We start from the raw sequence: 13,267 nt of genomic DNA, 5'->3' as shown, positions 1-13,267 counted from the left end.
ATTCATGAGTACCATTCTGATTGTAGATGATGATACCGCGCACCGCGCTATGCTGCGTACTTTGCTCAAGGGCTGGAGCTATACCGTGGAAGAGGCTGACGACGGCACTGTTGCCGTGGAGAAGGTGCGCCAGACTCCCTATGATGCCGTGCTCATGGATATCCGCATGGTGAAAATGGGGGGGATAGAAGCGCTGCGCGAGATCAAGGGCTTCAATCCGGCCATTCCCGTGCTGATCATGACCGCGTATTCATCCGTGGAAACCGCGGTGGAGGCTCTGAAAATCGGGGCCTACGACTATCTGACCAAGCCGCTGGATTTTGATGTGCTCAAGCACACGCTGGACCGGATGCTGGACCATACCCGTCTGGCGGTGGAAAACCGTACCCTGCGGGAACGGCTGGAAGGGCGAGGGCCTCAGAGCATGATCGGCAAGAGCGCCGCCATGCTGGAACTGACCGAGATGATTCTCACGGTTGCGCCCACGGATGCCACTGTGCTCATCAGCGGGGAATCCGGCACCGGCAAGGAACTGGTTGCCAATGCCATTCATGCCGGTAGCGAACGCGCCGCCAAGCCTTTTGTGGCCGTGAACTGTGCGGCCCTTACCGAAACGTTGCTGGAGTCCGAACTCTTCGGCCATGAAAAGGGCGCGTTTACCGGAGCGGACAAGCGGCGCGAGGGCCGCTTCATGCATGCGGACGGCGGTACCCTGTTTCTCGACGAGATCGGGGAGATTCCTCTGGCCCTGCAGTCCAAGCTGTTGCGCGCCGTGCAGCAGGGCGAGGTGCAGCGGGTGGGCAGCGATACGGTGATTCGCGTGAATGTGCGGGTTATCGCGGCCACCAATCGTGATCTCTATGAAGAAGTGCAGGCGGGGAACTTCCGTGAAGACTTGTACTACCGTCTGAACGTCATCGGGCTGCGGGTTCCTGCGTTGCGTGAGCGGCGTGACGATATCCCCCTGCTGGCAGACTTCTTTCTGCGCCGCTTTGCGGAGAAGAACCGCAAGGCCGTGAAGGGCGCCACCCCGCAGGCCATGGATGCCCTTGTGCGTCATGATTGGCCGGGGAATGTGCGTGAGTTGGAAAACGCCATGGAGCGTGCCGTGATCATGGCGACCGGCGAATACATCACGTTGCGCGAACTGCCGCGGAATCTTTCCGACGCCCCCCTGACGGACGTGCCCATCTCTGCGGATGGCGAACCGGCACTTGCCGGGCTTTCGCTCGATGAGCTGGAGCGAAGGGCCATCATGGCCACGCTCAAGGAATGCGGTGACAACAAGAGCGAAGCTGCGCGCCGTCTTGGTATTACCCGCGCCACCCTGCACAACAAGCTCAAACGCTACGGGATGGAGTAGGGGGCTGGCGGGGCGGCGTCCTTCTGCCCTGGGCAGCTGCTTTTCTAAATGCGCATGCATAAAGGCCGGACAGAATATCTGTCCGGCCTTTGTTGTTGTATGCGGAGGCGTGCGAAAGTCAGACGGAGATGTTGAGCAGGGTGCCCACCTGGGGCTCAACCGTCGATGCTCCCAGTCCTACGTTCTGGGCGAGAATGGCGGTGAACGGGGTGTCACCCTGTTCGGCCAGCAGCTTGTCGGCCTCTTCCAGCGCCAGCTTCAGAGCTTCTTCCGGATTGTTGGTATCTTCCATGGCCTTTTCAAGGATGGAGAGGATGCTGTCCGCTGCGTCCTGTCCGGCGCTTTCCGTCACTTTGCCGAGGGCGGTGGAGAAAGACTGCGACAGCGAGGTCATGCCCGGCGTGGCAGCAAAGAAGCGTTCTTCGAGGCCGTTGTCAAAGAAGTCGTTCATCTCGGCGTTCAGGTCGTTGTTCAGGAAGTTCATGAAGTTGTCGCCTTCGGCCATTCCGAAGTTGCGGTCAATGAACTTCACGCTGTCCAGGAGGCCCGAGCCGAGAGCTTCCTCCGTCACCTCGCCGTTTCCTATCCTATTATATACCATCCCCATCACGGCCGTGGCGGCGTGCTTGCCGTATCGTTCCTGTACGAATTCCACGGTGCGCTTCAGGGAATCGGCAAGGTCGGCGGAATCGTCGCCGAATTGTTGCTGAAGTTCCTCGAGGGCTGCGGGGTCCTGCAAATCTTCCGGCTTGGGAGGCGTGATGCGGGAGACAACGTCTGCGGCAAAGGTGGCGGAAGTGTCCTTGGCGCCCTGAATGGAGGCGGACAGGTGTCCGTTGCCCATGATGCGTCCGAGCCCCCCTTCGTGGTCGAAGAGATTCCCGAATCCGTATCCGTTAGATTGGATGCTGTTCATGTGCCGTGCTCCAGTGGTCTGTTCCTGCTGTGAGGATAATCATGGAACTGAGTCGCCATGCAAAGAAGTATCATGGAGAACCTGCCCTGATTATCGCACAAATATATATCGGCACCCGTGGCGTAACCTTTAGAGATGGGTCGGTTTGGGGGAGACAGAATATAACGCGATGATGGTATTTACATAAATGTAATATAATCCATCAAGGGCCATCGCGCACTTGTAGGTGTATTTACAATTTTGTTATCAAAGAAGGCTCGATAGTCTTTCTATTTTTAACTTTTTTGTCAAAACAAGTGCGAAAAATCGATGGTGCGTGGAAGGGGAAGCTGATAACGTGCTGTTTTATATGCGATGGCACTGAACGTGCTATGCGGGATAAAGCCCGCTTGGGCTGGTCATACGAACAAAAACCCCGTGGTCGGGAGTTGTACCAAACTTCTTGTAAGGAGCTGTAGACATGAGCGGATCCCAGGCTCGGCTGAACGCCATCACTGCCGTAAACAACTTCAGAGCAACCAACAAGCCTCTGAACTTCATGGATGAAAAGCCCACCGAACTCTTTGGCTGCAACGTCTTCAGTGACAAGGTCATGAAGGAACGTCTGCCCAAGAGCGTGTACAAGTCCTTGAGACGTACCATCGACATGGGCGAAAAGATGGATCCCTCCATTGCCGATACCGTGGCCAGCGCCATGAAGGATTGGGCGGTTTCCAAGGGTGCCACCCACTACACCCACGTATTTTACCCCCTGACCGGCCTGACCGCAGAGAAGCATGATGGCTTCCTCGTTCCGGACGGCAAGGGTGGCGCACTTGCCGAATTCTCCGGCAAGCTGCTGATTCAGGGTGAGCCCGATGCATCCAGCTTCCCCAGCGGCGGCCTGCGCACCACCTTTGAAGCCCGCGGTTACACCTGTTGGGATGTAACCAACCCTGCCTACATTCTGGAAAACCCCAACGGTACCACCCTGTGCATTCCCACCGCCTTCGTTTCCTGGACCGGTGAGGCTCTGGACAAGAAGACTCCTCTGCTGCGCTCCCAGCAGGCCCTGAACAAGCAGGCTCAGCGTGTGCTCAAGTTCTTCGGCAAGGATTCTGATGAGCGTATCGTTTCCTACTGCGGCCCCGAGCAGGAATACTTCCTCGTTGACCGCAACTTCGTTCTGAACCGTCCCGACCTGCAGATGTGCGGCCGCACCCTTTTCGGTGCCCCTTCTGCCAAGGGTCAGGAGATGGAAGATCATTATTTCGGCGCCATTCCGCCCCGTGTGCTGTCCTTCATGATGGAAGTTGAGCGTGAACTGTACAAGCTCGGCGTTCCCGTGAAGACCCGCCACAACGAAGTAGCCCCCGGACAGTTCGAAATCGCTCCGCTTTTCGAAACGTCCAACCTTGCCACCGACCACAACCAGATGATCATGACCACCCTGAAGGAAGTGGCTCTGCGTTATGGCATGGTGTGCCTGCTGCACGAAAAGCCCTTTGCCGGTATCAACGGTTCCGGCAAGCACGTGAACTACTCCGTGGGTAACGGCACCCTCGGCAGCCTTTTTGATCCCGGCGACACCCCGCACGAGAACATGCAGTTCCTCGTGTTCTGTGCTGCCGCCATCCGCGCTGTGCACAAGTTTGGTGCGCTGCTTCGCGCTACCGTTGCTTCCGCAAGCAACGACCATCGTCTGGGTGCCAACGAAGCTCCGCCCGCCATCATGTCCGTCTACCTTGGCGAGCAGCTGGCAGACATCTTCGAACAGCTCAAGAAGGGCGGCGTAAAGTCTTCCAAGACCAAGGGCGACCTCCGCGTGGGCGTAGATACCCTGCCGCCCCTGCCCATGGATGCCGGCGACCGTAACCGCACCAGCCCCTTCGCCTTCACCGGCAATCGTTTCGAATTCCGCGCCGTGGGCTCTAACATGTCCATCGCCGGTCCTCAGGTTGCTCTGAACGCCATGCTGTCCGAGTCGTTGGACTACATCGCCACTTCCCTTGAGAACTGCGTGAAGCCCGACCTCTCCAACCTGAACGAGTGCGTGACCAAGCTGCTGCAGGATATCGTGAAGAAGCACGAAGCCGTTATCTTCAACGGCGACGGTTACTCCGAAGCATGGCACAAGGAAGCAGTGGAAAAGCGCGGCCTCGAAAACCTGCGCACCACTCCCGAAGCCCTGCCCGTGCTGACCCGCAAGGAAGTGCTGGACCTGTTCACCAAGTACTCCGTGTTCAGCGTGCGCGAACTGGAAAGCCGCCAGAACATCTACTTTGAGCAGTATGTGAAGACCATCATGACCGAGGCTCAGCTGGTCATCAAGATGGCCCGCACCCAGATCTTCCCCGGTGCCGTGCGCTACCAGAACCAGCTGGCTGAAACCTGCGCCAACCTGCGCGCCATCGGCAAGGACTGCGTCATGACCTCTCTTGACGACCTTACCGCCAAGCTGCGCGGCCTGCAGGCTGCTGCCAACGAACTGGAAGCTCTGCTCGGCCACCATTCCGAAGACCTGCAGGCCGAAGCCAAGTTCCTGTGCGAAAAGGTACTCCCCAAGATGCTGGAAGTCCGCTCCTTCGCCGACGCACTGGAAGGCGTTGTGGCAGACGATCTGTGGACCCTGCCCAGCTACCAGGAAATGCTCTTCATCAAGTAAGGTTGCGCAGGCACCATCCCTGCCCCGCACCTTCGCTCCGCAAAATGACAAGGCCCGCCGTAAGGCGGGCCTATTGTTTGTGGTGTGCGTGGGGAGGGTGTATATGAGGACAGGTCGAACCACATGGCTGTCTGAGATGTTACGGAAAGTTTTGGATTAGGCGATAGCTGATATTAGTGTTGGTCGCCTCAATTATCTCTATGCGCGAACCTTTAAACCCAATAGTTGTTCCTTCAGTAAGGTCGTACTCAACATCGTGTGAAATTGGAGGGTGTAGTAGATCTCCCCGAATTTCTCGGTATAAAAATTTGATTTTATCTTTACTTATGCCGTTGTAAATTAATTCCTGCTTAAAACTATTCGCGTTGTACGTTTCAATTTTTACAGTTTCAACAACGGGGATATCGTTGGGTGTGAATGTGATTTGTGGTATTCGCCCCCAAATCATTAAACTATTTGAATCAAGTTTAGAATTAACTAAATCTAAACTTCGACGCATTATTTTAAGGCCGCCAGGTGTATTGGTGTTGCCAGAATAAGTGTCATAGTATGTAGCGTGATCGCTTGTGAAGTAGAGCCAATAACGGTCTTGTCGATCAAGGCGAAGTTTGCCTTTAGGTATATTGATCCGAATAATAAATGAACCGTCCCCCCCACCTTGAATATCGTTTTTCTAAATAATTCCATCGTATATATCTACGAATGATTTTGAAACAATGCTGTCACCAAATTCAGCTTTCGAAATAACTCCTTCCATTGGAGAACTTATAATTTCTGATTTAGGTTCAATCATATTGATCTTTGGACCACACCCGACAAGCATAAATAGTAGGAGTATGTAGGCTCGGACCGCGTATCGATGCATCATGTTCCTCTTAAGTTTTGATTCGGAGATGTGATAGGTGGAAAAAGTGTCTATATTTGGTGGGCTGTATCGTGTCAATATATTAGAATAATACACAATCGTAAAAAAGTAAGGCCGACCGGATAACTCCGGTCGGCCTTCATGTTCTGTCGTATCGCTTTGGCGCTTACTTGCGGTGAGGCGCGAGCTCTTCAAGGAAGCGGGGATCCACTTCAAAGCCCAGTTCGGTTGCCTTGTCCACGTTGCGGATGGCTGCATCGTGATCGCCGCGTTCCAGCGCCACAAGGGCGAGGTTGTTGTATGCGGGCGCAAAGGCGGGGTACATGGCAATGGACTTCAGGCTGACCTTCTCGCTATCGTCAAGCTGGCCCAGCATATACAGGGCGCTTGCCATGGTGGCCTGAGCCTGCACGAAGTTCTCATCCCATTTGAGGGCCTTCTTGGCGCATTTGAGCGCTTCGTCGGCTTCACCGCGCTGCAGGTGCACAAACGCCATGTTCGCCCACGGTACGGGGAACTTGGCGCGGCATTGGGCTGCTTCCTGATTGTAGCGCAGGCAGCCGTCGAGGTCGCCACGCTGCAGGCAGATGCCGCCGAGCTGGATAAAGGCTTCCGCAAAGCGGGGGGAGTTGCGCAGAGTTTCGAGGAAAGCTGCTTCCGCGCCTTCCCAGTCACGCTTGGAAAGCAGGGCAACGCCAAGGTTGTAGTGGTGGTTGGCGCACTCGGCGTTCTGCTCAATGGAAGCGCGCAGGTCGGCAATATAGTCGTCGATGTTGTCGTAGCTAGCTTTCATAGTCGGTGTACCCCTCGTCTATCAGAAGATTGTAGTACCAGACGCAGAAGTCGAAAACGCCTCGAACCTTCTCGTCTCTGTTGATTATGCCCACGGCTGTCTCCAGCACGCCGCGGCCATAGTCATTGCTGTATTGGCCTTTGTAGTTCTGCAGGAACTCGCGAACCAGCTGCTGCGTGGTGCGCTTGGTGATGTCCATGCGCAGTTCCATGGGATCGTTGGGTTTCTGGAAGGGATCCCACTTGTCGTATCCGATGCGGTCGACGTACTTGCGCCGACGCGGATTCATCTGCTCGTAGATTATGCGCTTCTGTTCCTCTTCCTCGGGCGTGAGCACGCGGTCGGAACCGTCGCGGTACATGGTGGCGGAAATGCTCATTTCGCTGCGTCCTTCTTGGCTGCGCGGACACCCAGATACTGTTCGTCATAGACAGTGAGCAGGGCCATGGAAACGGGCACGAACACGCCGGAAAGTTCGCTGAATTTGGACTGAACGCGTTCGGCGATTTCCTGACTCATGGCGATCAGGCGGTCCTGAATCCTGTCCATGTGCACGGTAGGGTAAGGGGTGCCCTTTTCGAAGGCTGCCTTGCCGCAGGTGTGCGCCTTGCCGCCGATGGCGGTGGGAATGCCGTAAAGACGGCAGGTGATGGGGCGGTTCTGGTAGAGTTCGCAGGAATCTTCGGTGCCCAGCAGGGGGCAGCGCAGGCGTTCGCGGGCCATGTTTTCGAGAATGGTCTGCGTATCAACGCCGGCCTGCGAATCGCGGTAAGCCTGCCGCTTCATTTTGTATGACTTGCGGTCGGCCTCGTTGGCGCGGGTGATGATGTTTGAACGTGCCTCGCCGTCGCCGAACTGCGACTTGAACTGCTTGTTCAGGTACATGGCTTCCACGAGGCTCAGGTCAAAGAGGGCGTGGCAGCAGTCGCTGCAGCCCTTTTCACAGGTCACGCACTGGGGATGCTGTTCGGCAACCTTGGCGAACACGGCATCCACTTCGGCAACCAGTGCTTCGTATCTGGCAAAAATATCGGAAAAATCAGGTAACATTCACACGCTCCTTACCAGTAGTCCCGCTGGGATTACGATCGGCAACTGAAAGTGGACAGGAAAAGGCGGTACCATATGCGGGCGATACAGTCCGATGCCGAACACCGCCACATGAATAGGGACGATTTTTGCCTCTGGCAAGGGCAATGGTTGCAACGCGTGCTTTTCCTGAATCGGCGGCTTGGGCAGAAGCTTGCGGGCGGGCCGTGGACCGGATGGTCTGAGAGAGACGGGATGCAGCCTTTCTCGCGGGTAAGGCCCTACTTACTGCAGGCCGCCAGATACTGAAAACGGACGGTGGAAAAAAATTATTTCCACCGTCCGGCTCAGATCAAGTGCGTAACAGGTAATTACGACTGATGCTTAAACTTCTTCAATGGTGATGGCGTCGGACTCGCACACTTCGATGCAAGATTCGCAGCCCAGGCACTCTTCTTCGTTAACCGGAACAGCCTTGCCGTCCTGCAGTTCGTAAACTTCAACGGGACATACGTCTACGCATTCGCCGTCGCCGGTGCACTTGTCAACATCAACAGTTACGTTCCAACCCATGGTATTCCTCCAGGTTTATTTTGATTCCTTACGGGAATCTTCTAAATTTAGGTCCCGTGCTCCGAGAGCTTCGGAAATCGGGGACATTGGACTCATCGATTTTGCAGATAGCTGTCAGCTTAGCAGGTGTCAAGACTTGAAGCACATTATCACGCTACATTTGCTGGCAGGGCCGGGGAAAAAGCTGAAAAAGCATTATATCTTGTTCGTATTACTGGACTTTCATGCGGACATAATAACCGCGTCCTTCGCGGGCTACAAGCATGAGAACTGTGGCATCCAGACGGTGTTTGGTAAAGGCATAAAGATAGTTTCCGTAGTTCTGCATGGCCACGCCACCGATTTTGACTATGATGTCCCCCTGTTGCAGGCCAAGCTGGGCGGCGGGGCTGCCTGCGCGTACCGACTGCACCGTGAGTCCGTTCTTGGCCGCAACGGCAACGAAGCCCCAGCGCTGTTCGGCAAGCTGCCGGGCTATGGCGGGGCTGAGGGCCACCGTGCGCAGATTCAGGTTCATCGGCTTGCCGTCGCGCAGCATCTGTAGCCGGATGAGTTCGCCCTGCGTATGGTTGCGCAGGAGTTGCAGGTAGTGATCGTTGTCTTCTACGGCAATGCCGTTCAGGCCCAGCATGACATCGCCCGGCTTGAGGCCGCCCGTGGCAGCAGGGGTGTCTGCATATACTTCGGTAATGAGCATGCCGCGGGGGGATTTGAGGCGCAGCCAAGAGGCCATGCGCTGGTCGATGTTCTGACCGGCTACGCCGAGCCAGACAGGGGAGACGCTGCCCGTATCAAGCAGCTCGGTAACGGCACGCTTGGCCTTGTCGATGGGAATGGCGAAGCCTATGCCTTCCGCCTTGGCGAAGATGGCCGTGTTTATGCCGATGAGCTGGCCTTCGATATTGAGTAACGGTCCGCCGCTGTTGCCGGGATTGATGGCCGCGTCGGTCTGGATGAAGTCGGTGAATACGCCCTGTTCCGTCTTGATGGAGCGGTTGAGTGCGGAAACCACGCCTGTGGTGACGGTGTGGCCGAAGCCGAACGGGTTGCCAATGGCGATGACGGTTTCGCCGGGCATGATGTCCCCGGAACTGGCCATGGGGGTTTCCGGCAGGTCGGCGGCATTCTTGAGCCGCAGTACGGCGAGGTCGAAGTCGGGGTCGGAGCCGACCATGTCCGCGTCAAAGCTGCGTCCGTCCTGCAGCAGTACCTGAATGGCGGTGGCCCCTTCTATTACATGGGCGTTGGTGAGCACGAGCTGCTGCTTGCCGTCGATGATGACGCCCGAACCAAGGCTTTGCTGTATCTGCTTTTGGGGAACGCCTCTTCTGTCCATGAACTCCCGGAAGAATTCATCCTGAAACAGTTCGCCGAAAGGCGAGTTGCTGCGCTCCACCATGCGCTGGGTGGTTATGTTGACAACGGCGGGAGCCACCTTCTGTACGGCGCGGACAACCGGCGTTATGCGCAGGCTCTGGCTGGCCTCCAGCGCTTCATATTCCTTGTCTGAAATGGCCATGGCCGGCACGGCGGCCAGCGCGAGCAAAGCTGCGATGATATATGGCAGGGTAAACGGAGTGAGGCGTTTCATGGGATGCGTTCCTTGTGTGTCTGGCCGGTGGCCATGGGACATATTGCGGGAAAAGGGTAGCATGCGTCGAGAGGTCGTTCAAGGAGATAAGCGGGCAAGATGGACTTCGCTTTGGACTGCACCCGGGCGCTTGCCACAGAAGGGCATAATGCGTAGCGTGTCGCCCACTGGATTGTCCCAAGTGAATCAATGGAGATTATTTGTCATGGAACAGCTTTTTGCCAGTGCCGTAGAGGCCATTGCCCCTGTGAATACCTCTCTGGAGGTTGCAGGTCAGGCGCACCTGGATGATTTGACCAAACCCAAGGGCAGCCTTGGACGTCTGGAAGAAACGGCGCTTCGTATATACTGCATTCAGCGTGGCGTGCGCCCCCTGACTGCCGACTCTGCCAGAATATATACCATTGCGGGCGACCACGGTGTGACTGCCGAAGGCGTCTCTCTCTTCCCGCAGGAAGTGACCCGCCAGATGGTGCTCAACTTCCTGAACGGCGGCGCAGGCATCAACGTGCTGGCCCAGACCGTGGGAGCAGATCTCATGGTTGTGGACGCGGGTAGCTGCGGCGGCGAGTATCCTGAGCATCCCAAGCTGATTCAGCGGAAGATCGCGAAGGGGACGGAAAACTTCGTGAACGGCCCCGCCATGAGCCGTGAAAACTGTCTGAAGGCGCTGCTGCTCGGTATAGAGCTGGCGGATATGGCTGCTGCCGACGGTTGCCGCACTGTGGCTACGGGCGAAATGGGTATTTCCAACACCACTCCGGCAACGGCCCTGTACAGTGCGTATCTGGGCATCGACCCTGCGGAAATCACCGGTGCGGGCACGGGGCTGGACGCCAAGGGTATTCTGCACAAGACCAAGGTCATCGTGCGTGCCCTGCAGGCCAACAAGGCCGCCATTCAGACCGGCGATGCCGTGAACGTGCTTGCCGCTCTCGGCGGCTACGAGATAGCCGCACTGGCCGGTCTTATCCTTGGCGCAGCCAAGAACGAGCAAATCGTGCTGGTGGACGGCTTCATTTCCACGGCAGCCTACACGGCGGCTGCGGCCATCTGCCCGCATGTGCGCGACTATGCCTTCTTCTCTCACGCTTCTGCCGAGCAGGGGCACCGGAAGATTCTGGCCGCGCTCGGCATCAAGCCGCTGCATGACCTCAACCTGCGTCTGGGCGAAGGCACGGGGGCTGCGCTCACCCTGTTCCTGCTGCGCTCTTCCTGCAACATATTCAACGACATGGCCACGTTCAGCGGTGCTGGCGTGACCAAGGGCGCAGAGTCGCTGTAGCGTCTCCCTGTCCGGAATGATGATGAAGACCGCCGGCAGCAGTGTCGGCGGTCTTTTTTATTGGGTGCGGTTATAATAATTCATGGCATATCCTGACGTGGTTATATGGAGAGTGGTTGGTGGGCTGAGAATCGGATACGAACTCGGAACAAGGAGTGTCGCATGAAACAATCCATATGGTTACTATGCCTGTTGGTATTCATGGCAGGGTGTTCAGCAAAACAGGTGCCCGAGGAGGGATTTCTGGGCGACGGCTTTACCTATTCGCTCTTGCGGGAAGATCCTTCGCTTGATGGCGCTTATGCCTGGCGTACTCCTGGAATGGATATGGTGGCTGCCCACTACGACCAGTTCATAATCAACGATGTAGAGTTGTGGTTGCCGGAGCAGATGGCGGACGAAAGCGGTATTGCTCTCGAAGAACTACAGGAGCTGACTGTGGCTATGCGCGAGGCGCTGGTGATAACGCTGGGGACGGACTATCCCGTTGTGGATGATCCCGGTCCCCGGGTGGCCCGACTGGAAATAGCCATCACGGAAGTTCAGGAGTCAAAACCGGTGATGAACACCATTACGTCCATTCTTCCCGTGGGCATAGTCCTCTCCTTTGCCAAGAAGGCCGTGACCGGTGATCATGCCAATGTGGGGGCGATTGCCGTCGAGATGAAAGTCCGTGATTCCATGACTGGCAAACGGCTGGCCATGTTCAGGGACCGTAAGTCAGGCGATAAATACTCCACCGATAATTATAAAAAGCTGGGGCAGGCAAAGACTGCCATACAGGAATGGGCAGAGTTGGTACGCAAGCGTATGGATGAAGCCCGTGTTGTTCCGCCCCCGCAGTAATCAGCGGGGGGCATGAGATGGAAAAAGGCCGCCTTGGGGCGGCCTTTTTCGTGGGTCCTGGCGTTCTATGTGGGCTTGTGGGGTTTCGTTAGGCAATGGTGACGGTGTCGTCGAGATACACGTCCTGAATGGCGTTCAGCAGGTCTACGCCTTCCTGCATGGGGCGCTGGAACGCCTTGCGGCCGGAGATGAGGCCCATGCCGCCAGCGCGTTTGTTGATGACAGCCGTGCGCACGGCTTCGTTCAGATCGTCGGCGCCGCTGGATGCGCCGCCTGAATTGATGAGGCCCGCGCGGCCCATGTAACAGTTGGCAACCTGATAGCGGGTCAGGTCGATGGGGTGGTTCGTAGTCAGACACTGGTAGACGGCAGGGTGGGTCTTGCCGAAATTGATGGCTGTGTAGCCGCCGTTGTTTTCGGGTTGCTTCTGCTTCACGATATCCGCCTTGATGGTCACGCCAAGGTGGTTTGCCTGACCCGTCAGGTCGGCGGAAACGTGGTAGTCCACTCCGTCCTTCTTGAAGGCGTTGTTGCGGGTGTAGCACCACAGAATGGTGGCCATGCCCATGTCCTGCGCCATTTCAAAGGCGCGGGCCACTTCGATGATCTGGCGGTTGCTGGTGGCGTGGCCGAAGTAGATGGTCGCGCCCACGGCAACGCAGCCCATGTCTCTTGCCTGCTTCATGGAGGCGAAGAGGATCTGGTCTTCAAAGGTGGGGTAGGTGAGCAGTTCGTTGTGGTTGAACTTGAGTACGAAGGGAATCTTGTGCGCGTATTTTCTGGCAACCATGGCCAGTACGCCCAGTGTGGACGCCACGGCGTTGCAGCCGCCTTCCAGCGCCAGCTTCACGATGTTTTCGGGATCAAAATAGATGGGGTTGGGCGCAAAGGAGGCGGCGGCGGAATGCTCGATTCCCTGATCCACCGGGAGTATGGAAACGTAGCCGGTTCCCCCCAGGCGTCCGTGATCGAAAAGTTGCTGCAGGCTGCGCAGGGCCGGAATGGGGCGGTCTGAATGTGCGAAGACGCGGTCGACAAAGTCGGGGCCGGGCAGAATAAGGGTTTCCTTCCTGAAGGTCTTGCATTCGTGGGTCAGAAGATATTCGGCGTCCTTGCCGAGCTTAGTTGCAACGTCGGACATGAAGTGACTCCTCCATTCGCGGTTTTGAGCATATTGCGCCAAGCATACAGGAATAATGGTTCTCCGACATTATAATGATGGAAAGGAATCGGTTCGGCAGGAGAGGCTGCCTCTTTGTCCGGGCAGTCTGTACTTTTGCAGGGTATTGTCTTACGTCAGTGTGTACCGCACGTCAGGAATGGCGCATTCCGGTTGATCCGGATGCCTTCTGGGACCGGCAG

11 protein-coding genes are annotated in these 13,267 nt (G+C 56.6%); 4 read left to right on the top strand and 7 right to left on the bottom strand.

From position 1 onward, the window contains the following. Positions 1-4 precede the first annotated feature (4 nt). Positions 5-1,363, top strand: coding sequence for a sigma-54-dependent transcriptional regulator (locus N1030_RS12120; protein ID WP_265825735.1), 1,359 nt, complete (start codon positions 5-7; stop codon positions 1,361-1,363). Between the two features lie 118 nt (positions 1,364-1,481). Here the strand turns inward: N1030_RS12120 and N1030_RS12115 are convergent, their stop codons facing one another. After that, positions 1,482-2,279: a hypothetical protein gene (locus N1030_RS12115; RefSeq protein ID WP_265825734.1), complete on the bottom strand. Its 798-nt coding sequence runs from the start codon at positions 2,277-2,279 to the stop codon at positions 1,482-1,484. A gap of 460 nt (positions 2,280-2,739) precedes the next feature. On the opposite strand from N1030_RS12115, the gene N1030_RS12110 reads away from it, so the two are divergent. Next, positions 2,740-4,923: a glutamine synthetase III family protein gene (locus N1030_RS12110; protein ID WP_265825733.1), complete on the top strand. Its 2,184-nt coding sequence runs from the start codon at positions 2,740-2,742 to the stop codon at positions 4,921-4,923. Positions 4,924-5,954: 1,031 nt separating this feature from the next. Here the strand turns inward: N1030_RS12110 and N1030_RS12105 are convergent. The 5 genes from N1030_RS12105 to N1030_RS12085 all read right to left on the bottom strand — a co-directional run bounded on the left by N1030_RS12105 (position 5,955) and on the right by N1030_RS12085 (position 9,774). Beyond that, the gene (locus N1030_RS12105) at positions 5,955-6,581 is read right to left on the bottom strand and encodes a tetratricopeptide repeat protein (RefSeq protein WP_265825732.1); all 627 of its coding nucleotides are present in this window, start codon (positions 6,579-6,581) and stop codon (positions 5,955-5,957) included. Then, positions 6,571-6,960 (bottom strand): hypothetical protein, encoded by a 390-nt coding sequence (locus N1030_RS12100; protein ID WP_265825731.1) that lies wholly within the window; start codon positions 6,958-6,960, stop codon positions 6,571-6,573. Before N1030_RS12100 ends, N1030_RS12105 begins: the two co-directional genes overlap by 11 nt. Continuing rightward, complete coding sequence (locus tag N1030_RS12095) at positions 6,957-7,631, bottom strand: YkgJ family cysteine cluster protein (RefSeq protein WP_265825730.1); 675 nt, start codon at positions 7,629-7,631, stop codon at positions 6,957-6,959. Before N1030_RS12095 ends, N1030_RS12100 begins: the two co-directional genes overlap by 4 nt. Positions 7,632-7,994: 363 nt before the next feature. Further along, positions 7,995-8,183, bottom strand: coding sequence for a ferredoxin (locus N1030_RS12090; RefSeq protein ID WP_265825729.1), 189 nt, complete (start codon positions 8,181-8,183; stop codon positions 7,995-7,997). Between the two features lie 211 nt (positions 8,184-8,394). After that, the gene (locus N1030_RS12085) at positions 8,395-9,774 is read right to left on the bottom strand and encodes a trypsin-like peptidase domain-containing protein (RefSeq protein ID WP_265825728.1); all 1,380 of its coding nucleotides are present in this window, start codon (positions 9,772-9,774) and stop codon (positions 8,395-8,397) included. 205 nt (positions 9,775-9,979) lie between these two features. On the opposite strand from N1030_RS12085, the gene cobT reads away from it, so the two are divergent. Together cobT and N1030_RS12075 are read left to right on the top strand one after the other, a co-directional pair. Then, on the top strand, positions 9,980-11,059 hold the full coding sequence (cobT, locus tag N1030_RS12080) for a nicotinate-nucleotide--dimethylbenzimidazole phosphoribosyltransferase (RefSeq protein WP_265825727.1): 1,080 nt from the start codon (positions 9,980-9,982) through the stop codon (positions 11,057-11,059). A gap of 162 nt (positions 11,060-11,221) precedes the next feature. Next, entirely contained in the window at positions 11,222-11,905 is a 684-nt protein-coding gene (locus tag N1030_RS12075; protein WP_265825726.1) for a DUF3313 domain-containing protein, read from the top strand. An 88-nt stretch (positions 11,906-11,993) separates the two neighbouring features. On the opposite strand, the gene N1030_RS12070 is transcribed toward N1030_RS12075, so the two are convergent. Next, positions 11,994-13,046 carry a class I fructose-bisphosphate aldolase gene (locus N1030_RS12070; RefSeq protein WP_265825725.1) on the bottom strand — a complete coding sequence of 351 codons (1,053 nt, stop codon included), beginning with the start codon at positions 13,044-13,046 and terminating at the stop codon, positions 11,994-11,996. Positions 13,047-13,267 lie beyond the last annotated feature (221 nt).

The organism is Desulfovibrio mangrovi (assembly GCF_026230175.1).
Classification (GTDB): Bacteria; Desulfobacterota; Desulfovibrionia; order Desulfovibrionales; family Desulfovibrionaceae; genus Halodesulfovibrio; species Halodesulfovibrio mangrovi.
This window is presented reverse-complemented; position numbering and strand designations above follow the sequence as displayed.

Bases quoted from the DNA above. Each gene is read 5' to 3' on its own strand.
- N1030_RS12120 (WP_265825735.1), top strand. From the start codon at position 5: ATGAGTACCATTCTGATTGTAGATGATGATACCGCGCACCGCGCTATG.
- N1030_RS12115 (WP_265825734.1), bottom strand. From the start codon at position 2,279: ATGAACAGCATCCAATCTAACGGATACGGATTCGGGAATCTCTTCGAC.
- N1030_RS12110 (WP_265825733.1), top strand. From the start codon at position 2,740: ATGAGCGGATCCCAGGCTCGGCTGAACGCCATCACTGCCGTAAACAAC.
- N1030_RS12105 (WP_265825732.1), bottom strand. From the start codon at position 6,581: ATGAAAGCTAGCTACGACAACATCGACGACTATATTGCCGACCTGCGC.
- N1030_RS12100 (WP_265825731.1), bottom strand. From the start codon at position 6,960: ATGAGCATTTCCGCCACCATGTACCGCGACGGTTCCGACCGCGTGCTC.
- N1030_RS12095 (WP_265825730.1), bottom strand. From the start codon at position 7,631: ATGTTACCTGATTTTTCCGATATTTTTGCCAGATACGAAGCACTGGTT.
- N1030_RS12090 (WP_265825729.1), bottom strand. From the start codon at position 8,183: ATGGGTTGGAACGTAACTGTTGATGTTGACAAGTGCACCGGCGACGGC.
- N1030_RS12085 (WP_265825728.1), bottom strand. From the start codon at position 9,774: ATGAAACGCCTCACTCCGTTTACCCTGCCATATATCATCGCAGCTTTG.
- cobT (WP_265825727.1), top strand. From the start codon at position 9,980: ATGGAACAGCTTTTTGCCAGTGCCGTAGAGGCCATTGCCCCTGTGAAT.
- N1030_RS12075 (WP_265825726.1), top strand. From the start codon at position 11,222: ATGAAACAATCCATATGGTTACTATGCCTGTTGGTATTCATGGCAGGG.
- N1030_RS12070 (WP_265825725.1), bottom strand. From the start codon at position 13,046: ATGTCCGACGTTGCAACTAAGCTCGGCAAGGACGCCGAATATCTTCTG.